The sequence below is a fragment of the Acidovorax sp. BLS4 genome (genome assembly GCF_032929295.1).
Lineage (GTDB): Bacteria > Pseudomonadota > Gammaproteobacteria > Burkholderiales > Burkholderiaceae_C > Paracidovorax.
In genome coordinates, this window is sequence record NZ_CP136797.1 from 2,332,047 (window position 1) to 2,351,023 (window position 18,977).

General features: G+C 70.7%; 15 protein-coding genes. 11 read left to right on the forward strand and 4 right to left on the reverse strand.

The features are described from left to right. Positions 1–20 precede the first annotated feature (20 nt). The 4 genes from R1Z03_RS10850 (at position 21) to R1Z03_RS10865 (ending at position 5,315) form a co-directional block, all read left to right on the forward strand. Positions 21–2,588, forward strand: coding sequence for a DNA internalization-related competence protein ComEC/Rec2 (locus R1Z03_RS10850; protein ID WP_317359523.1), 2,568 nt, complete (start codon positions 21–23; stop codon positions 2,586–2,588). 108 nt (positions 2,589–2,696) lie between these two features. Further along, positions 2,697–4,157: a circularly permuted type 2 ATP-grasp protein gene (locus tag R1Z03_RS10855; RefSeq protein ID WP_317359526.1), complete on the forward strand. Its 1,461-nt coding sequence runs from the start codon at positions 2,697–2,699 to the stop codon at positions 4,155–4,157. A gap of 43 nt (positions 4,158–4,200) precedes the next feature. Further along, positions 4,201–4,347 carry an alpha-E domain-containing protein gene (locus R1Z03_RS10860; protein ID WP_284395403.1) on the forward strand — a complete coding sequence of 49 codons (147 nt, stop codon included), beginning with the start codon at positions 4,201–4,203 and terminating at the stop codon, positions 4,345–4,347. Further along, complete coding sequence (locus R1Z03_RS10865) at positions 4,341–5,315, forward strand: alpha-E domain-containing protein (RefSeq protein WP_272568093.1); 975 nt, start codon at positions 4,341–4,343, stop codon at positions 5,313–5,315. Before R1Z03_RS10860 ends, R1Z03_RS10865 begins: the two co-directional genes overlap by 7 nt. 18 nt (positions 5,316–5,333) lie before the next feature. Here R1Z03_RS10865 and R1Z03_RS10870 read toward each other — a convergent pair whose 3' ends face one another. The 3 genes from R1Z03_RS10870 to R1Z03_RS10880 all read right to left on the reverse strand — a co-directional run bounded on the left by R1Z03_RS10870 (position 5,334) and on the right by R1Z03_RS10880 (position 7,245). After that, positions 5,334–5,696, reverse strand: coding sequence for a DUF4148 domain-containing protein (locus R1Z03_RS10870; RefSeq protein ID WP_317359531.1), 363 nt, complete (start codon positions 5,694–5,696; stop codon positions 5,334–5,336). 180 nt (positions 5,697–5,876) lie between these two features. Further along, entirely contained in the window at positions 5,877–6,215 is a 339-nt protein-coding gene (locus tag R1Z03_RS10875) for a VF530 family protein (protein WP_317359534.1), read from the reverse strand. Positions 6,216–6,333: 118 nt separating this feature from the next. Beyond that, positions 6,334–7,245, reverse strand: a complete 912-nt coding sequence (locus R1Z03_RS10880) for a LysR family transcriptional regulator (RefSeq protein ID WP_317359537.1) — start codon at positions 7,243–7,245, stop codon at positions 6,334–6,336. A 167-nt stretch (positions 7,246–7,412) separates the two neighbouring features. On the opposite strand from R1Z03_RS10880, the gene R1Z03_RS10885 reads away from it, so the two are divergent. The 6 genes from R1Z03_RS10885 (at position 7,413) to R1Z03_RS10910 (ending at position 16,863) form a co-directional block, all read left to right on the forward strand. Next, a complete protein-coding gene (locus R1Z03_RS10885; protein ID WP_284406044.1) occupies positions 7,413–8,252 on the forward strand; it encodes an alpha/beta hydrolase in 840 nt (279 codons plus the stop codon). 231 nt (positions 8,253–8,483) lie between these two features. Continuing rightward, positions 8,484–9,731, forward strand: a complete 1,248-nt coding sequence (locus R1Z03_RS10890; RefSeq protein WP_284395390.1) for an efflux RND transporter periplasmic adaptor subunit — start codon at positions 8,484–8,486, stop codon at positions 9,729–9,731. 25 nt (positions 9,732–9,756) lie between these two features. Continuing rightward, complete coding sequence (locus R1Z03_RS10895; RefSeq protein ID WP_317359542.1) at positions 9,757–12,996, forward strand: efflux RND transporter permease subunit; 3,240 nt, start codon at positions 9,757–9,759, stop codon at positions 12,994–12,996. 17 nt (positions 12,997–13,013) lie between these two features. Continuing rightward, complete coding sequence (locus R1Z03_RS10900; RefSeq protein ID WP_284430157.1) at positions 13,014–14,498, forward strand: efflux transporter outer membrane subunit; 1,485 nt, start codon at positions 13,014–13,016, stop codon at positions 14,496–14,498. Between the two features lie 186 nt (positions 14,499–14,684). Continuing rightward, entirely contained in the window at positions 14,685–16,121 is a 1,437-nt protein-coding gene (locus R1Z03_RS10905) for an NAD-dependent succinate-semialdehyde dehydrogenase (RefSeq protein WP_317359545.1), read from the forward strand. 115 nt (positions 16,122–16,236) lie between these two features. Beyond that, positions 16,237–16,863 (forward strand): LysE family translocator, encoded by a 627-nt coding sequence (locus tag R1Z03_RS10910; protein ID WP_317359548.1) that lies wholly within the window; start codon positions 16,237–16,239, stop codon positions 16,861–16,863. Between the two features lie 102 nt (positions 16,864–16,965). On the opposite strand, the gene R1Z03_RS10915 is transcribed toward R1Z03_RS10910, so the two are convergent. Beyond that, a complete protein-coding gene (locus R1Z03_RS10915; RefSeq protein ID WP_317359551.1) occupies positions 16,966–17,871 on the reverse strand; it encodes a LysR family transcriptional regulator in 906 nt (301 codons plus the stop codon). A gap of 73 nt (positions 17,872–17,944) precedes the next feature. Between R1Z03_RS10915 and R1Z03_RS10920 the strand changes: the two genes are divergently transcribed. Beyond that, positions 17,945–18,970: a sodium-dependent bicarbonate transport family permease gene (locus tag R1Z03_RS10920; RefSeq protein WP_317359554.1), complete on the forward strand. Its 1,026-nt coding sequence runs from the start codon at positions 17,945–17,947 to the stop codon at positions 18,968–18,970. The last annotated feature ends 7 nt before the right edge of the window (positions 18,971–18,977 follow it).

Sequence of the window (18,977 nt, forward strand, 5' to 3'; positions counted from 1 at the left end):
ACCGCCATTAGCATGCGCGCATGCCGCAGCCGTCTCCCGCCTCTGCCGTCCTTGCCACGCCTGCCATGGCGCGCCCCTGGCGCTGGCCCTGGTGGCTGGCCGGGGTGCTCGCGGGAGCGGCGCTGCAGCTCACGCAGGCGACGTTGTGGCCGCTGGCCGCCTATGCGGCGGCGGCGCTGGGCGGGCTGCTGGGGGCCGTGGCGGCGGTGGTGCCGTCGGGCCGCGTGCGGCGGCTTGCCTGGTGCGGCTCGCGCGGGTGGATGCTGGCCTGCGGCCTGGTCTTCATGGGCGGCGCGACGGGGCTGCGGGCGCTGCTGTTCCTGCAGGGGGCCTTGCCGCCGGCGCTGGAAGGCCGCGACGTTGCCATCGTGGGCGTGGTGGCTGCCATGCCGCAGACCGGCGAATCCGGCGTGCGCCTGCGCATGGCGGTGGAATCGGCGGTGCTGGAGGGCCAGGCGGTCGCGGTGCCGCCGGTGATCGATGTGGCCTGGTACGTGGGCACCTTCGGCGAGGCCGCTGGCGCGGCGGACGTGCGGCGGCTGTCCACCCAGGTGCAGGCTGGCGAGCGCTGGCGCATGACCGTGCGCCTGAAGGCACCCCACGGCCTGCGCAACCCGCACGGTTTCGATGCCGAGCTGGCGTGGTGGGAGCAGGGCGTGCAGGCCACCGGCTACGTGCGCACCGGCGCGCGGGACGAACCGCCCCGCCGGCTGGAGGCGACCTGGCGTTACCCGGTGCAGCGGGCGCGCCAGGCGGTGCGCGATGCCATCCTGGCCCATCTCGCGCCGGTCGATGTCGGCACGGGCCTGGACGAAGGCGGCAACGCCGCCCGCACCCGCGCAGCGGGCGTGGTGGCCGCGCTGGTCACCGGCGACCAGCGCGCGATCGACCGGGCCGACTGGGACGTGTTCCGGGCCACGGGCGTGGCGCACCTGGTCAGCATCTCGGGCCTGCACATCACGCTGTTCGCCTGGCTGGCTGCCGCAGTGGTCGGTGCGCTGTGGCGCCGCGTGCCGCGCTGGTGCCTGGCCCTGCCGGCGCCGACGGCGGCGCTGGCCGGGGGCGTGCTGCTGGCCTGGGCCTATGCCGTGTTCAGCGGCTGGGGCGTGCCGGCGCAGCGCACGGTGTGCATGCTGGCCACCGTGGCGCTGCTGCGGCTTTCCGGGCGGCGCTGGCCCTGGCCCCAGGTCTGGCTGCTGGCCTGCGCGGTGGTCGTGCTGGCCGATCCCTGGGCGCTGCTGCAGGCGGGGTTCTGGCTGAGCTTCGTCGCGGTGGCGGTGCTTTTTGCTACTGATTCAATAGCAAAGGAGGCAAATGAATCTAGGGCATTGGGCCGATTGGCCGCCATGCTGCGCGAGCAGTGGGTGGTCACGCTCGCCCTCACGCCGCTCACGCTGCTGCTGTTCGGGCAGGTGTCCGTCGTCGGCCTGCTGGCCAACCTGGTGGCGATTCCCTGGATCACGCTGCTGGTCACCCCGCTGGCTTTGGCCGGCACCCTGTGGGCGCCGCTGTGGACCGCCGCCGCGTGGTGCGTGCTGCCGTTTGCCGGCCTGCTGCAGTGGCTGGCCGCGTTGCCGTGGGCCGCGGTGTCGCTGCCCGCCGCTCCGGTGTGGGCGGGCGTGGCCGGGGTGGCGGGCGGCACGCTGCTGGCCTTGCGCTGGCCCTGGCCGTTGCGGGCCCTGGGCGTGCCGCTGCTGATCCCCGTGCTGTGGTGGCAGCCGCACCGCCCGCCGCCGGGCCAGTTCGACCTGCTGGCCGCCGACGTGGGGCAGGGCCAGGCCGTGCTGGTGCGCACCGCGCGCCACGCCATGCTGTACGACGCGGGGCCCCGCTATGGGCTGGACAGCGATGCGGGCGACCGCGTGCTGGTGCCGCTGCTGCGCAGCATGGGCGAGCGCATCGACCTGCTGATGCTGAGCCACCGCGACACCGACCACACCGGCGGGGCCGCCGCCGTGCTGGCGCAGCAGCCGCAGGCGGGGCTCATGGGTTCGATCGAGAATGAGCACGCCCTGCAGCAACTGCGCCCCGCGGCGCCGTGCCTGTCGGGCCAGCGGTGGGCCTGGGACGGCGTGCTGTTCGAGGTGCTGCACCCGCTGGAGGCGCAGGCGCAGGCATCGCTGCCATCCGACGGGCCCCGGCCTGCCGTGCGGCCCAACACCCTGAGCTGCGTGCTGCGGATCACGGCCGCGCCGGCGCCGCAAGGCACCTCGGGGCAGGGCGCCGCGCCGTCCGCGCTGCTGGTGGGCGACATCGAGCAGGCGCAGGAGGCCGCGCTGGTGGCGCGTGGCGCCATCGCGCCGGTCGATGTGCTGCTGGTGCCGCACCACGGCAGCAAGACGTCTTCCACGCCCGCGCTGCTGGATGCGGCCCGGCCCCGCACCGCGCTGGTGCAGGCCGGCTACCGCAACCGATTCGGCCACCCCGCGCCGGAGGTGGTGGCGCGGTACCGCGAGCGGGGCGCCGTGCTGCTCGATTCGCCGCGCTGCGGCGCCGCCACCTGGGCGTCCGAGGCGCCCGGACAATGGCGGTGCGAACGCGACGCGGGCCGGCGCTACTGGCACCACGCGCCTGCCCCGTTGCCGTGAGGACGGCGCGCCATCACCCCGGCGTGCGAGCGGTAAAACGCGCCCGGGCCCGCTGGTCGCCAAAACCCGGCTCACAACTTGCTATGCTGGTTGCAGGAGGCACCAGTTATGCAGAAGTTCGATGAGATGTACACGATGCTGCCGTTCGACGGCAGCGACGTGCGCCCCCACTACAAGCGCTACGGCCAATGGTTGTCGGGCCAGCCAGACGAGGCCATGCAGGCGCGCCGCGCCGAGGCCGAGATGATCTTCCGCCGGGTGGGCATCACCTTCGCGGTGTACGGCGCCAAGGACGAGGACGGCGCCGGCACCGAGCGGCTCATTCCCTTCGACCTGATCCCCCGCATCATCCCCGCGCACGAGTGGGCGCGCATGCAGCAGGGGCTGGTGCAGCGCGTCACGGCGCTCAACCGCTTCATCCACGACGTCTACCACGGCCAGGACATCCTGCACGCCGGCATCATCCCCTCGGACCTGATCCTCAAGAACGCCCAGTACCGGCCCGAGATGGCCGGCGTGGACGTGCCGCGCGACCTGTACGCGCACATCGCCGGCATCGACATCGTGCGCGCCCCGGACGCGAGCGGCAACGGCATCTACTACGTGCTGGAAGACAACCTGCGCGTGCCCTCGGGCGTGTCGTACATGCTGGAAAACCGCAAGATGATGATGCGGCTTTTCCCGGAGCTGTTCCGCACGCACCGCGTGGCGCCGGTCGCCCACTATCCCGACCTGCTGCTGGACACCCTGCGCGCGAGCGCTCCCGCCGCCACGGCGCAGCCGACGGTGGTGGTGCTCACGCCCGGCATGTACAACAGCGCGTACTTCGAGCACGCCTTCCTCGCGCAGCAGATGGGCGTGGAACTGGTCGAGGGCCAGGACCTCGTGGTCAAGGACAACTTCGTGTACATGCGCACCACGCGCGGCCTCAAGCAGGTGGACGTGATCTACCGCCGCGTGGACGACGACTTTCTCGACCCCCAGGTCTTCCGGCCCACCTCCACCCTGGGCTGCGCGGGTCTCATGAACGCCTACCGCGCGGGCAACGTGGCGATCTGCAACGCCGTGGGCACGGGCATCGCCGACGACAAGTCGGTTTACCCCTACGTGCCCGACATGATCCGCTTCTACCTGGGCGAGGAGCCCATCCTCGCCAACGTGCCCACCTGGGTGTGCCGCAAGCCCGACGACCTGGCCTACGTGCTGGACCACCTGCACGAACTGGTCGTGAAGGAAGTGCACGGCGCCGGCGGCTACGGCATGTTGATCGGCCCGGCCGCGACGAAAGCCGAGATCGAGGAGTTCCGCGCCGCGGTGCTGGCCAACCCCTCGGGCTACATCGCCCAGCCCACGCTCTCGCTCTCCAGCTGCCCGACCTACGTGGAATCGGGCATCGCCCCGCGCCACATCGATCTGCGCCCCTTCGTGCTGAGCGGCCAGAAGGTGCAGATGGCCGCCGGCGGCCTGACGCGCGTCGCGCTCAGGGAGGGCTCGCTCGTGGTGAATTCATCGCAGGGCGGGGGCACCAAGGACACCTGGGTGCTGGGAGAAGAAGGGAGCGTTGCATGACGCATCAGACCCTTCGTTTCGAAATTTCTGCCGGGGAGACCGCATGCTGAGCCGCACTGCCGATCACTTGTTCTGGATGTCCCGCTATACCGAGCGGGCGGAAAAGGCCGCTGCAGGCGGGCTTTCGTCAACACACCGCGTGCGCGCGCAGCGCGTGCGGGGTTTTCTGCCCGGGGAGGCCGCATGCTGAGCCGCACTGCCGATCACTTGTTCTGGATGTCCCGCTACACCGAGCGGGCAGAAAACACTGCCCGCATGCTCAACGTGAGCTACGAGACCTCGCTGCTCCCGCAGTCGGCCGACGTGGCGCAGGAGAGCTGGCTGGGCCTGCTGTCGATCAGCGAGCTGATCCCCGCCTATACCGCGCGGCACGGCGAGGTTACGCGCGAAGGGGTGCTGGAGTTCATGGTGCGCGATGGCAACAACCCGTCGTCCATCCTGTCGTGCCTGCGCGCCGCGCGCGAGAACGCCCGGGCCGTGCGCGGGGCGCTCACCACCGAGGTGTGGGAGACGCAGAACCAGACCTGGCTGGAACTGCACCGCCAGCTCGAAGGCAGCCTGTTCGAGCGCGATCCGGGCCAGTTCTTCGAATGGGTCAAGTACCGCTCGCACCTGTCGCGCGGGGTGACGCTGGGCACCATGCTGCAGGACGAGGCGTTCCATTTCCTGCGGCTGGGCACGTTCCTCGAACGCTCGGACAACACTGCGCGGTTGCTGGACGTGAAGTTCCACGCGGTGCAGAGCGATTTCCACGGCTCGGGCACGCGCGACCGCAGCCGCGCCGCGCCGCAGGAGTTCGACTTCTACCACTGGAGCGCCATCCTGCGCAGCGTGTCGGCGTTCGAGGTGTACCGCCGCGTGTACCGCGACGTCATCACGCCCGAGCGCGTGGCCGACCTGCTCATCCTGCGCCGCGACATGCCGCGCTCGCTGCACGCCAGCCTGCACGAGGTGGGTGAGAACCTGGCGGTGGTGGCCAACGACCAGTCGTCGGAGACCCAGCGCAAGGCGGGCCGGCTGCTGGCCGACCTGCGCTACGGCCGCATCGACGAGATCCTGTCCACCGGGCTGCATGCGTACCTCACGCAGTTCCTGGACCGGGTGAACGAACTGGGCGCGGGCATCAGCCGCGACTTCCTGGTGCCCGTGCCGGCCTGAGTCACGGCCCGCCGCGGCTCATGGGGCCGGGCGCGAGGCGGCGCTGCCGGCCACGGCCGTGCCGCCCGCTGCGGCGCATTCGGGCACGGCCCGGTTCACGGGCGGGGTGGGCATGCCATAGGACTGCATCGCCATGGCCTCCAGTTCGCCCGAGGCCCGCGCGCATTGCAGCTCGGCGATCACCTCGGCGCGCGTGCGGCCTGCGGGGGCATCCATCGCAACCACTCGGGGCGCGGTCGCGGCTGCGGTGGCCGCATCCTGTGGCGTGCTGGTCTGGGCCATGGCCAGGGAGCCGGCCAGCAGGGCGTAGGCGGCGAGGGCCGTGCGCGCCAGGGCGTGGGGCGAGGCGGTGGTGTTGCGGCGGTCGAAAACGGTGGGCATGGAAGGCTCCTGGGGCGGGTTGGGGGATCAGGACAGGCGTGTGCCTCTCCGTGCCTCCAATGTGCCCACCGGGGCCTGCCGCCGCGAGCCGATTGCGACGAACGCACGGCCCGGGCGCCTGAGTTGCGCTGGCGCAGCGCGAATGGGTCGTCGGGGATGGGTTGTGAGGGCCGGCCGCGTTCAGCCCGGCCCGCCGCCCTGGCGCTTGTGCTCGCGCAGCATGAACAGGTACAGGCTCTCGACCTTCTCGCGCGCCCAGGGTGTCTTGCGCAGGAACTTCAGGCTGGACGCCACGCTGGGATCGCTTTCGAAGCAGCGCAGCGCCACGCGCTGCGCCAGGCCTTCCCAGCCGTAGTAGTCGTGCAGCGCGACCACGATGGCTTCGAGTGTGATGCCGTGCAGGGGGTTGCGCGGCTGCCTGGCCGGTGGCGCGGGTGGCGTGGCGTTCGGGGTGGAGGGCGCGTTGGTGGCGCTGGGGGCGGGGGTTTCGCCGGGCTCGGGGACTTCGGGTTCGGTCATGCCGGGAGCATACGGCCCCGCGCGGCCGGTGGAGGGCGGCCTCGCGCGGGTATGCATCAAAAAGGGCCCCAGTGCAATGGATACTAGGGCATTTGGCTATGAAAAATATAGCAAACGTTCAGGTCTGCAGATACCGCTCGCTGGCGAACAGCTCGGCCGCCCAGTCCACGAAGGCCCGCACCTTGGCGCTCAGGTGCCGGTTGGGCGGGTACACCACGTAGATCGGGATGGGCGGAATGGACCACTCGGGCAGCAGCCGCACGAGGTCGCCACGCTCCAGTTGCCGGGCCGCCTGGAACAGCGTGATCTGCCCCACGCCGCGCCCCGCGACCAGCGCCGCCGAGTACGCGTTGGACTCGTTCACCGCCAGTTGCGAGGGCCCGGTGACCTCGATCATCTCGCCGTCGCGCACGAACTCCAGCGGATAGCGGCGGGTGGACAGCGGCGAGAAATAGATCACGCTCTTGTGGTCGCCCTCCAGATCGAGGGGGTGGGTGGGCGTGCCGTAGCGCTCCAGGTAGGAGGGCGCGGCCACGGTGACGAAGGCCAGGTTGCCGATGCGCCGTGCCACCAGCGACTGGTCGGTCAGCTCGCCGCCGCGGATCACGCAATCGACGTTGTCGCCGATCAAATCCACCGGCCGGTCGCTCACGCCCAGGTCGATCTGGATGTCGGGAAACCGCGCATGGAACTCCTCCAGCCGCGGAATGATGAGCAGCCGCGCCACCGAAGTGCCCACGTCCACGCGCAGCCGGCCGCTGGGCGTGGCGCGCGCGTGCGTCATGCTCGCCTCGATGTCGTCGAAATCGGCGAGCAGGCGCACCGTGCGGTCGTAGTAGGCCGCGCCATCGGCCGTGACGGTCACGCGCCGCGTGGTGCGGTTGAGCAGCTTCACGCGCAGCCGCGCCTCGAGCGCCTGCACGTACTTGGTGATGGTTGCCTTGGGCAATTGCAGCGAATCGGCCGCCCGCGTGAACGTGCCTGCCTCCACCACCCTTGCAAAAACCCGCATGGCCTGGATCTGGTCCATGGGCCCTCCTTGTTCTCTCTGGCCCCGAATGGGGCCAAGGAATTCTCACACGGGCCCGTGCCGCCGATTGTTCGGCAATCGGAAACAGAGCTGTGGCATTTGGCTGGTTTATCGTCGGCGGCTGCGTCGCTACATTTCACATCACCCGGTCTTGTCCGGTCACCGCCATGTCCAGCACCTTCACCCCATCGCCATCGCCCTCCACCTGCACCGACACCACCATTGAGGTGGCCAAGGGGCAGGAAGTGTCCGTGCGCATGTACGGCCGCAAGAAGCCCAAGGAAACGCTGCCGCTGGTGGTGCACTTCCATGGCGGTGCCTTCGTGGCGGGCGATCTGGACAACGGCTGCACGGTGGCCCGGCTGCTGGAGCGCGCCGGCGCGCTGGTGGTGTCGGTGGCGTACCCGCTCTCGCCCGACCATCCCTTCCCGCAGCCGGTGGACGCCGGCTACCTGGTGCTCAAGTGGGCGCACAAGCACCGCACCCGCCTGGCCGGTCCCGGCGCCGGGGTGTACGTGGCGGGGGAGGAGGCCGGCGGCAACCTGGCCGCGGGCGTGGCGCTGATGGCGCGCGACCAGTCCCATCCGCCGCTGGCCGGACAGATCCTGCTGTCGCCCATGCTCGACCCGTGCGGTGCCACGCCTTCGGTGCGTGCCGCCATGGGCGAATCGACCGCCTGCAAGTGGGCCGATGGCTGGCTGCAGTTCCTGCGCTGCACCCGCGATGCCGAACATCCCTATGCCGTGCCCGCGATGGCGCAGCGGCTGGCCGGCCTGCCGCACACGCTGGTGCTGGTGGGCGACGACGATCCCATGCGCGACGAAGCCCTCGCCTACGCCAACCGGCTGCAGGCGGCGGGACTGGAAGTCACGCAGCACGTGTTCGCCAAGGCGAACCAGTGGCCCGATGCCCTGCTGCAGCCCGGTTCGGGCGAATGCCCCTGTGCGCCCGAGGTTCAGGCGCAGTTCAGCCGTTTCTTCGAGGCCACCCGATGTCCTGCACCCTGACCCTCACCACCACCGATCTGCCCGCGCGCTGACCAGCGGGGTGCATTGACCTCAACCCCGGTTGAGGTTTGATACTGCGATCCGCTTCGGCGACCCGCAATACCCGCCTTTCGCCGCCTTTCCGCTGCTTGCTGCGTCCCTTTTGTTTTCTGGCCCCCGTGGGCCGGAAGGGGCAACCCTTGCCCGATCGATTTCGACTTTTGCTTTGAAAAAACCCGGAGGACTTCCACCATGAACCCGCAACACACTTCCCCTTCCCGTCGCCGCTGGTGGGCTGCCGCCGGCGCCGCGGCCGCCATCGCCGCCGCGGGCGGCACGCTCTTCGGGCTGCCCAGCTCGCATGCCGAATCCCCAGCCCCGGAAGCCGCGCCGCCCGCGGTGCCCGTCTCGGTGGCCGCCGTGCTGCAGCAGGAGATCGCGCTGTGGGACGAGTTCTCCGGCCGGCTCGAAGCCGTGCAGCGCGTGGACATCCGCCCGCGCGTGGGCGGCGCCGTGCAGGCCGTGCATTTCCGCGAAGGCTCGCTGGTCAAGCAGGGCGACCTGCTGGTCACCGTGGACCCCGCGCCCTACGCCGCCGAGGTGGACCGCGCCGAGGCCCAGGTGGTCGCCGCGCAGGCCCGCGTGTCCTACACCCGCAGCGAAATGGAGCGCGCGACGCGCCTGTGGGAAGAGCGTGCCATCGCCCAGCGCGAGCATGACGAACGCATGAATGCCCAGCGCGAGGCCGACGCCAACCTGCGCGCCGCGCAGGCCGCGCTGCAGACGGCGCGGCTGAACCTGGGCTACACCCAGGTGCGCGCCCCGGTCGCGGGCCGCGTGGGCCGCATCGAGGTCACCGTGGGCAACCTGGTGGCCGCAGGCGCCGGCGCGCCGGTGCTGACCACGCTGGTCTCGGTGAGCCCGATCTACGCGAGCTTCGACACCGACGAGCAGATCGTGGCGAAGGCGCTGGAGGGCCTGCGTTCGGGCAAGAGCGCGCGCACCCTGATCGAGAGCATTCCGGTGCAGATGGGCACGGGCACGGCCGGCGGCACGCCGCACACCGGGCACCTGCAGCTCATCGACAACCAGGTGGATGCCCGCAGCGGAACGGTGCGCGTGCGCGCCGTGTTCGACAACGCCGATGGCGTGCTGATGCCCGGCCAGTTCGCGCGCATCCGCATGGGCCAGGTCAAGAACACCCAGGCCGTGCTCATCAACGAGCGCGCCGTGGGCACGGACCAGAACAAGAAGTACGTGATGGTGGTGGGCGAGGGCAACAAGGCCGAGTACCGCGAGGTGCAGCTGGGCGCGCCGGTGAACGGCCTGCGCGTCGTCACCTCGGGCCTGAAGGCCGGCGAACGCATCGTCGTCAACGGCCTGCAGCGCGTGCGCCCCGGCGCCCAGGTTGCCCCCCAGGACGTGCCCATGACCGCCAAGGCCGGCATGGCCGGCGATGGCGCCGAGGCCCGCGCCGCTGCCAAGCAGCCCGCGGCGTGATCGCGGAGCGCACCGAAAGAACACCATGAATCTCTCTCGCTTCTTCATCGACCGCCCCATCTTCGCCGGGGTGCTGTCGGTGCTCATCTTCCTGTCCGGGCTGATCGCGCTGCGCGCGCTGCCCATCTCCGAGTATCCCGAGGTGGCGCCGCCCTCCGTGGTGGTGCGTGCCCAGTACCCGGGCGCCAACCCCAAGGTGATCGCCGAGACCGTGGCCACGCCGCTGGAGGAATCCATCAACGGCGTGGAGGGCATGCTCTACATGGGCAGCCAGGCCACGACCGATGGCGTGATGACGCTGACCGTCACCTTCGCGCTGGGCACCGACCCCGACAAGGCGCAGCAGCTGGTGCAAAACCGCGTTTCGCAGGCCGAACCGCGCCTGCCCGAGGAAGTGCGTCGGCTGGGCGTCACCACGGTCAAGAGCGCACCCGATCTGACCATGGTCGTGCACATGGTCTCGCCCAACGGCCGCTACGGCATCGACTACCTGCGCAACTATGCCGTGCTCAATGTGAAGGACCGGCTCGCCCGCATCCAGGGCGTGGGCCAGGTGCAGATCTTCGGCGGCGGCGACTATTCGATGCGCGCCTGGCTCGACCCGCAGAAGGTCGCGCAGCGCGGCCTGTCGGCAGCCGACGTGGTGGCCGCCATCCGCGGCCAGAACGTGCAGGCCGCGGCCGGCGTGGTGGGCCAGTCGCCCGGGCTGCCCGGCGTGGACATGCAGCTGTCGATCAATGCGCAGGGCCGCCTGCAGACCGAAGAGGAGTTCGGCGACATCATCGTCAAGACCGGCAGCGACGGCGCGGTGACGCGCCTGCGCGACGTGGCCCGGCTGGAGCTGGGTGCGGCCGACTACTCGCTGCGCTCGCTGCTCAACAACGACCCGGCCGTGGGCATGGGCGTGTTCCAGGCGCCGGGCTCCAACGCGCTCGACATCTCGTCGAACGTGCGCAAGACCATGGCCGAGCTGCAAAAGAACATGCCCGAGGGCGTGGAGTTCCGCATCGCCTACGACCCGACGCAGTTCGTGCGCGCCTCCATCCAATCCGTCATCCAGACCCTGCTGGAAGCCGTGGCGCTGGTGGTGATCGTGGTGATCCTGTTCCTTCAGACCTGGCGCGCCTCCATCATTCCGCTGCTGGCCGTGCCGGTGTCGGTGGTGGGCACGTTCGCGGTGCTGCACCTGCTGGGCTTTTCGATCAACGCGCTGTCCCTGTTCGGGCTGGTGCTGGCCATCGGCATCGTGGTGGACGACGCCATCGTGGTGGTGGAGAACGTGGAGCGCAACATCGAGGCGGGCCTGACCCCGCGCGAAGCCACCTACCGCGCCATGCGCGAAGTGTCCGGTCCCATCATCGCCATCGCGCTGGTGCTGGTGGCGGTGTTCGTGCCGCTGGCCTTCATCAGCGGGCTCACGGGGCAGTTCTACCGCCAGTTCGCGGTGACCATCGCGATCTCCACGGTGATCTCGGCGATCAACTCGCTCACGCTGTCGCCCGCCCTGAGCGCGCTCTTGCTCAAGGGCTACCATGAACCGAAGGATGCGTTGACGCGCGGCATGGACAAGGTGCTGGGCGGGTTCTTCCGCCGCTTCAACAGCGTGTTCCACCGGGGCTCCGAGGCCTACAGCGGCGGCGTCAAGCGCGTCATCGGCCGCAAGGCGCTGATGCTGGTGATCTACGCCGCGCTGGTGGCCGCGACCTGGGGCCTGTTCAAGGTCGTGCCCGGCGGCTTCGTGCCGGCGCAGGACAAGCAGTACCTGGTGGGCTTCGCGCAGCTGCCCGACGGTGCCACGCTGGACCGCACCGAGGACGTGATCCGCCGCATGGGCGAGATCGTCAAGAAGAACCCGAACGTGGAAGACGCCATCGCCTTCCCGGGGTTGTCGATCAACGGCTTCACCAACAGCTCCAATTCGGGCATCGTGTTCGTCACGCTCAAGCCCTTCGCCGAGCGCGGCCGCGCGGACCAGAGCGGCGGTGCCGTCGCGGGCCAGTTGAACCAGGCCTTCGGCAGCATCCAGGATGCGTTCATCGCCATGTTCCCGCCGCCCCCGGTGGCCGGCCTGGGCACGACGGGCGGCTTCAAGCTGCAGATCGAAGATCGCGCCTCGCTGGGCTACGAGGCCATGGACGCCGCCGTGAAGGCCTTCATGGGCAAGGCGTACCAGACGCCGGAACTCGCCGGCCTGTTCACGAGCTGGCAGGTCAACGTGCCGCAGCTGTACGCCAACATCGACCGCACCAAGGCGCGGCAGCTGGGCGTGCCGGTGACGGACATCTTCGAGACGCTGCAGATCTACCTGGGCAGCCTGTACGCCAACGACTTCAACCAGTTCGGCCGCACCTACAGCGTGCGCGTTCAGGCCGATGCAGCCTTCCGGGCGCGTGCCGAGGACGTGGGCCTGCTCAAGGTGCGCTCCACCACCGGCGAGATGGTGCCGTTGTCGGCGCTGATGAAGATCGAGCCCAGCTTCGGGCCCGAGCGCGCCATGCGCTACAACGGCTTCCTGTCGGCCGACGTGAACGGCGGGCCCGCGCCCGGCTTTTCGTCGGGCCAGGCGCAGGCCGCCATCGAGCGCATCGCCGCCGAGACGCTGCCGCAGGGCATCGGCTTCGAATGGACCGAGCTGACCTACCAGGAAATCCTGGCCGGCAATTCCGCCGTGCTGGTGTTCCCCATCGCCATCCTGCTGGTGTTCCTGGTGCTGGCCGCGCAGTACGAAAGCCTCACGCTGCCCATCGCCATCATCCTGATCGTCCCCATGGGCCTGCTGGCTGCGATGACGGGCGTGTGGCTGTCAGGCGGCGACAACAACGTGTTCACGCAGATCGGGCTCATCGTGCTGGTGGGGCTGTCGGCCAAGAACGCCATCCTGATCGTGGAGTTCGCCCGCGAACTGGAGTTTGCCGGCCGCACGCCGGTGCAGGCCGCCATCGAGGCCAGCCGCCTGCGGCTGCGCCCCATCCTGATGACGTCGCTGGCGTTCGTGATGGGCGTGCTGCCGCTGGTGCTGTCCACCGGTGCCGGCGCCGAAATGCGCAGCGCCATGGGCGTGGCGGTGTTCGCCGGAATGATCGGGGTGACGGCCTTCGGCCTGTTCCTCACGCCGGTGTTCTACGTGGCGCTGCGCCGCCTGGCCGGCAACCGGCCGCTGCAGCAGCACGGCAGCCACACCGCGCCCCTGACCGATACCCCCGGGACCGGCGCTGGCGCCGTGGCCCACCCCGTGCTGGCGTCGCCGCGCGGGCATGACGAATGAGCGAAGGAGTTCGTGCGATGACTGCCCCCTTGAAGTCGATTTTTCTGCCGTCCTGGTCCCGCCTGGCACCGCTGGCGGCCGCCCTGGTGCTGGCCGGCTGCATGAGCAGCCCGGTCGCCCCCGCGCCCGAGCATGCGGGCGTGGCCGTGCCGGCCACGTTCAGCGAGGCCGACGGCGCGCGGTCGTGGACCACCGCGCCTCCCGCCGAGGCGCAGCCGCGCGGCGAGTGGTGGCTGGGGTTCCAGGACCCGGTGCTGAACGGCCTGGTGGAGCGTGCCGGCCGCGGCAACACCACCGTGCAGGAGGCCGCCGCGCGGCTGGCCGAAGCGCGGGCGCTGCTGCGCTCGGCCGATGCCAACCGCGCCCCGCAGGTCGGCGTGTCCACCGGCGTATCGCGGCAGGCGGGCGCCAACACCGCCACGGGCGGCCCGGTGCCGGCCACGCTGGCCACGGCGGGCCTGAACGTGTCGTATGAGCTCGACCTGTTCGGCCGCCTGTCGCAGGCCAGCGATGCCGCGCGGCTCGACGCCCAGGCACGCGATGCGCTGCTGCAGAGCACGCGGCTCATGGTGCAGGCCGACGTGGCGCAGACCTATCTGCAATGGCGCGCGGTGCAGGCCGAGCGCGTGCTGGTGGAGGAAAGCCTGGCCGCCTACCGCGACACGCTGCGCCTCACGCAGCGCCGCTACCAAGCCGGTGATGTGGCCGAGCTGGACCTGGCGCGCGTGCAGACGGAAGTGGCCGCCACCGAATCGGAGGCGCTCGCGCTGGAGCGCCAGCAGGTGCTGCTGAACAACGCCCTGGCCGTGCTGGTGGGTGACGTGGCGAGCGGCTTCGCCGTGGCGCCTGCGGGCACGGCAGGCGCTGCCGGCGAAGCGGTGCTGCCCGTGATCCCGGCCGGCGTGCCCGGCACGGTGCTGGCGCGCCGGCCCGACGTGTCGGCGGCGCAGGCCTCGGTGCTGGCGGCGCAGGCCCGCGTGGGCGTGGCGCAGGCGGCGTGGTTTCCGGCCGTCACGCTCACGGGCAACGGCGGCTACGCCTCGCCCGAGCTGGGCGACCTGTTCAAGTGGTCGGCCCGGTCGTGGGGCATCGGCGCGTTGCTGTCGCTGCCGATCTTCGATGGCGGCCAGCGCGCTGCGCAGGAAGAGGGCGCCCGCGCCCGCTTGGAAGGGGCGCTCGCCGCGCACCGGGGGCAGGTGCTCACCGCGTTCCGCGAGGTCGAGGACCAACTGGGTGCCCTGCGCCTGCTGGCGGGCCAGGCCGAGGCCCAGGGCCGCGCCGTGCAGGCCGCCGCGCGCGCCACGCAGCTGTCGGACTCGCGCTACCGCAACGGCCTGGTAAGCCAGCTCGAACTGCTGGACGCGCGCCGCAGCGAGCTGCGCAACCGCCGCCAGGCACTGCAGGTGCGCACCGCGCAGTACACGGCGACGGTGGGGCTCATCCGCGCGCTGGGCGGTGGCTGGGGCGACGCGCCCGCGCAGGTGGCGGCAGCGCGGCCTTGATCCGCCGGGTACCCGTGTGTGCACGGCCCGGCCCCGCACGGGCTTTGGGGATGTAACCGCGCGGACTGCACGGCCCGGCGAACGGGCCTATAGTTGCCCGTTGGCGCCGCGCGGACGGGTCCGCCGCGGCAGGGGTTCGCCCCCTTCTTCCTTCCACCCACCCCCGACAGCAGGAGCATTCGCACAATGAGTTACCCCAGCACCCGCCTTTTCATCGCCGGCCAATGGCAGGATGCCGCCGACGGCAAATCCATCGCCGTGCACAACCCCGCCACCGGCAAGGAGATCGGGCGCGTGGCGCATGCGGGCAAGGCCGACCTGGACCGTGCCCTGGAGGCCGCGCAAAAGGGCTTCGAGGCCTGGCGCGACATTCCCGCCGTGGACCGCGCCAAGACCATGCGCCGCGCCGCCGCCCTGATGCGCGAGCGCGCCGACGCCATCGCCGCGATCATGGTGCAGGAGCAGGGCAAGCCCCTGGCCGAGGCCCGCATGGAAACCATGGCCTCCGCCGACATCATCGAGTGGTTCGCCGACGAATCGCAGCGCGTGTATGGCCGCATCGTGCCGTCCCGCAACCTGGCCGCGCGCCAGATGGTCGTGAAGGACCCCGTGGGGCCCGTGGCGGCGTTCACGCCCTGGAACTTCCCGATCAACCAGGTGGTGCGCAAGCTGGCCGCGGCCCTGTCGGCCGGCTGCTCCATCCTCGTGAAGGCGCCGGAAGAAACCCCGGCCAGCCCGGCCGAGCTGATCCGCGCGTTCGCCGATGCCGGCGTGCCCGCAGGCGCCGTGGGCCTGGTCTATGGCGACCCGGCGGAAATCTCCAACTACCTCATCCCGCACCCGATCATCCGCAAGGTGACCTTCACCGGCTCCACGCCCGTGGGCAAGCAGCTGGCCGCCCTGGCCGGCAAGCACATGAAGCGCGTGACCATGGAACTGGGCGGCCACGCCCCGGTGATCGTGGCGGAAGACGCCGATGTCGAGCTGGCCATCAAGGCCGCCGGCGGCGCCAAGTTCCGCAACGCGGGCCAGGTGTGCATCTCGCCCACGCGGTTCCTGGTGCATGAGAGCATCCGCGCCGATTTCGTGGCCGCGCTGTCGCGCCACGCGCAGGGCCTCAAGGTGGGCAACGGCCTGGCCGACGGCACGCAGATGGGCCCGCTGGCCAACCCGCGCCGCATCACCGCTATGGCCGACCTGATGGCCGACGCGGTGCAACAGGGCGCGCAACTGGCCACCGGCGGCGAACGCATCGGCAGCGAAGGCAATTTCTTCCAGCCCACGGTGCTCAACGACGTGCCCCTGTCGGCCCGCATCTTCAACGAAGAGCCCTTCGGCCCCGTGGCCGCCGTGCGCGGCTTCGAGAAGATCGAGGACGCCATCGCCGAGGCCAACCGCCTGCCGTTCGGCCTGGCGGGCTATGCCTTCACGCGCTCGCTCAAGAACGCGCACCTGCTGGCCCAGCGCCTGGAGGTCGGCATGCTCTGGATCAACCAGGCCGCCGCACCCGCAGCCGAGCTGCCCTTCGGCGGCCTGAAGGATTCGGGCTACGGCTCCGAAGGCGGCTCCGAGGCCGTGGAAGCCCATCTGAACACGCGCCTCGTGTCGATCATGAACGTGTGATCGCCACCGGTTCGTCGAAAGGCCGCGCTGCACAGCGCGGCCTTTTTTTTGGGGGTCGAGGCATGCTGCGCTCCACGCTGGTGGAGAGGGAGCCGCACGCGAATATCATCGTCCGATGCTCACCTTCGCCCAACTGCTCGCGTTCTTGCTCACCGCCGTGCTCATCACGGCCACGCCCGGTCCCGACAACCTGCTGGTGCTGGGCATGGGGATGTCCAGGGGGCGCTGGCAGGGCATCGTGTTCGGGCTGGGCTGCGCGCTGGGGTGCCTGAGCCACACGCTGCTGGCCGTGGTGGGCGTGAGTGCGCTGATCGCCGCGTCGCCCGTCGCCTTCACGGCGTTGCGGTGGCTGGGCGGGGCTTACCTGATCTGGCTGGGCATTCAGGCGCTGCGCAGCCCGGGCGCCGGCCGCGTCGATGCCACGGGCGCACCGGCGCAGTCGCTGCGGAGCCTGTTCTTCAAGGGCATGCTGGCCAATGCGATCAACCCGAAGGTGGTGCTTTTCTTCCTGTCGTTCCTGCCGCAGTTCGTGGTGCCGGCGCAAGGCAACGTCGCCCTGCAACTGGGCCTGCTGGGGCTCTTGTTCACGCTGCAGGCGGCGGTGCTGTTCGGGCTGCTGGGCTATTTTGCGGGTGCCATCGGCGCCTGGCTCCAGCGCAGGCCGCGCGCCGGCCTGTGGCTGGACCGCATGGCCGGCACCGTGTTCGTGGGCCTGGGCGTGAAGATGATCGCGGGCCGCTGAACCCCGGCCTATCGACGGGATCGCGATCGCGGGGGGCATGGGCGTCGCTTGCCATTGTCTTGTGGAAAAAGCGCTTGCGCCGTGCCGTGCCGCTCGCTGGCATCAGGAGTGCACTTCCCACCGGCGCGCCTGTTGCAGCAGCTGCCGCAGAAAGGTCTCGGCAATGGGAGACAGCCGCTTGCCCTGCGGCCACAGCACATACCATGACGAGGGCACGGGCATGCGCTCCGCCGCCAGGATGGCCACGCCCTCGCTGGCAGGGTCTGCGGCCAGCGCATGCCGCGACACCAGCCCCAGGCCCATGCGTGCCGCCACGGACTGCTTGATGGCCTCGTTGCTGCCCAGTTGCAGGCGCACCCGCGGCGCGAAGCCCAGGGCCTTGAAATGCTCCTCCGTCGCCAGCCGTGTGCCCGAGCCCGTCTCGCGCAGGATGAACGGCTCCTTGAGCAATTGCTCTAGCCGCACGCGCCGGCGCGCGGCCAGCGGATGGTCGTGCGCGGCGATGACCACCAGCGGGTTGCTCAGCAGCACCTGCCGGTCGTGCGGCACGCCGCGCGGCGGGATGGACAGGATGTAGAGATCGTCCTCGTTGGCCAGCAGGCGCTGCACCACGCCATCGCGGTTGAGCACCTGCATCGCCACGTCCACGCCCGGATGCTCTTCGCAAAAGCGGCCCAGCATGCGCGGAATGAAGTACTTGGCGGTGCTGGCCAGCGCGATGCGCAGCCGGCCCTGGCTCACGCCCTTGAGCGCTGCCACGCGCTGCTCCAATGCCTCCCAGTCGGCCGCGATGGCGCGTGCCGTCTGCGCCGCCGCCTCGCCCGCCTGGGTGAGGTGCAGCCGCTGGCCAACGCGCTCGTACAGCGGCAGTCCGATGGCGTCCGACAGCTCCTTGAGCTGCATCGATGCCGTGGGCTGGGTCACATGGCAGTGGCGCGCGGCCCCGGTGATGGAGCCGGTCTCGGCCAGGGCCAGCATGATCTGCAATTGGCGGAAAGTGGCATGCATAGAGGAATCCCGATGGGTCGAATCGACAGTATCGATTTTCCTTCATCGCCATTGCCGCCTAGCATCGCGCCCCATGAAACACCTGCTCGATCCCGCGATTCTGTTTTTCGTGCTCGGCCTGGCGGCCGGGCTGCTGCGCTCCAACCTGGAGATTCCCGCGCCGCTGTCGCGCTTTCTGTCGCTGTACCTGCTCATGGCGCTGGGCCTCAAGGGCGGATTCGCCCTGGCCCAATCCGGTTGGACGGTGCAGGTCTCGGCCGCCCTGGTCAGTGCACTGGTGCTCGCCGTCGCCGTGCCGGCCATCGCATGGTGCGTGCTGCGCCGCCTGCTGCCGCCCTTCGATGCGGCTGCCGTGGCGGCCACCTACGGCAGCGTCAGCGCCGTGACGTTCGTGACCGCCAGCCACCTGCTGGAGCAGCAGGGCACCCCTGCCGGCGGCTACATGGCCGCGGCCATGGCGCTGATGGAGTCGCCCGCCATCGTGCTGGCGGTGGTAATGGCGCATTGGCTGCGCGCCCCGGCCGCGGTGGCCCCCATCGCCGTGGGATCGCAGGCTGTGATGGCTGGCGGCCCGGGCATCGGGCCGGCGCGGGTGGGCTCGCCACTGGGCCCGGTGCTGCGCGAGGCGTTGACCGACGGCGGCGCCGTGCTGCTGCTGGGGGCGCTGCTGGTGGGGCTGTTGACGGGTGCGCAGGGCGAACAGGCCATGCATCCCTTCACCGTGGACCTGTTCAAGGGCCTGCTGGCGTTCTTCCTGTTGGACATGGGCCTGATGACGGCGCGCAGCCTCCCGGGCCTGGCCGGGCTCGGCGCGCAGCGCCTGCCGCTGGCGCTGTTCGCCGTGGTGGGCCCGGTGGCACACGGGCTGCTGGCCCTGGGGCTGGCCAAGCTGGCGGGCTTGGCGGTGCCCGAGGCCACGCTGCTGGCCGTGCTGGGCGCCAGCGCCTCCTACATCGCCGTGCCCGCCGTGCTGCGCCACGCGATGCCGGAGGCCCGGCCGGCGCTCTACGTGGGCCTGTCCCTGGGCATCACCTTTCCCTTCAACCTCGTGCTGGGCATTCCGCTGTACGGCGCCCTGGCACGGTGGTGGCTGGGGTGAGGCCCCG

Excerpts from the sequence above, each read along its gene's own strand:
- R1Z03_RS10895 (WP_317359542.1), top strand. The coding sequence starts at position 9,757 with ATGAATCTCTCTCGCTTCTTCATCGACCGCCCCATCTTCGCCGGGGTG.
- R1Z03_RS10870 (WP_317359531.1), bottom strand. The coding sequence starts at position 5,696 with ATGCCCACCGTTTTCGACCGCCGCAACACCACCGCCTCGCCCCACGCC.
- R1Z03_RS10850 (WP_317359523.1), top strand. The coding sequence starts at position 21 with ATGCCGCAGCCGTCTCCCGCCTCTGCCGTCCTTGCCACGCCTGCCATG.
- R1Z03_RS10855 (WP_317359526.1), top strand. The coding sequence starts at position 2,697 with ATGCAGAAGTTCGATGAGATGTACACGATGCTGCCGTTCGACGGCAGC.
- R1Z03_RS10865 (WP_272568093.1), top strand. The coding sequence starts at position 4,341 with ATGCTGAGCCGCACTGCCGATCACTTGTTCTGGATGTCCCGCTACACC.
- R1Z03_RS10880 (WP_317359537.1), bottom strand. The coding sequence starts at position 7,245 with ATGGACCAGATCCAGGCCATGCGGGTTTTTGCAAGGGTGGTGGAGGCA.
- R1Z03_RS10910 (WP_317359548.1), top strand. The coding sequence starts at position 16,237 with ATGCTCACCTTCGCCCAACTGCTCGCGTTCTTGCTCACCGCCGTGCTC.
- R1Z03_RS10905 (WP_317359545.1), top strand. The coding sequence starts at position 14,685 with ATGAGTTACCCCAGCACCCGCCTTTTCATCGCCGGCCAATGGCAGGAT.
- R1Z03_RS10875 (WP_317359534.1), bottom strand. The coding sequence starts at position 6,215 with ATGACCGAACCCGAAGTCCCCGAGCCCGGCGAAACCCCCGCCCCCAGC.
- R1Z03_RS10900 (WP_284430157.1), top strand. The coding sequence starts at position 13,014 with ATGACTGCCCCCTTGAAGTCGATTTTTCTGCCGTCCTGGTCCCGCCTG.
- R1Z03_RS10920 (WP_317359554.1), top strand. The coding sequence starts at position 17,945 with ATGAAACACCTGCTCGATCCCGCGATTCTGTTTTTCGTGCTCGGCCTG.
- R1Z03_RS10885 (WP_284406044.1), top strand. The coding sequence starts at position 7,413 with ATGTCCAGCACCTTCACCCCATCGCCATCGCCCTCCACCTGCACCGAC.
- R1Z03_RS10890 (WP_284395390.1), top strand. The coding sequence starts at position 8,484 with ATGAACCCGCAACACACTTCCCCTTCCCGTCGCCGCTGGTGGGCTGCC.
- R1Z03_RS10860 (WP_284395403.1), top strand. The coding sequence starts at position 4,201 with ATGCTGAGCCGCACTGCCGATCACTTGTTCTGGATGTCCCGCTATACC.
- R1Z03_RS10915 (WP_317359551.1), bottom strand. The coding sequence starts at position 17,871 with ATGCATGCCACTTTCCGCCAATTGCAGATCATGCTGGCCCTGGCCGAG.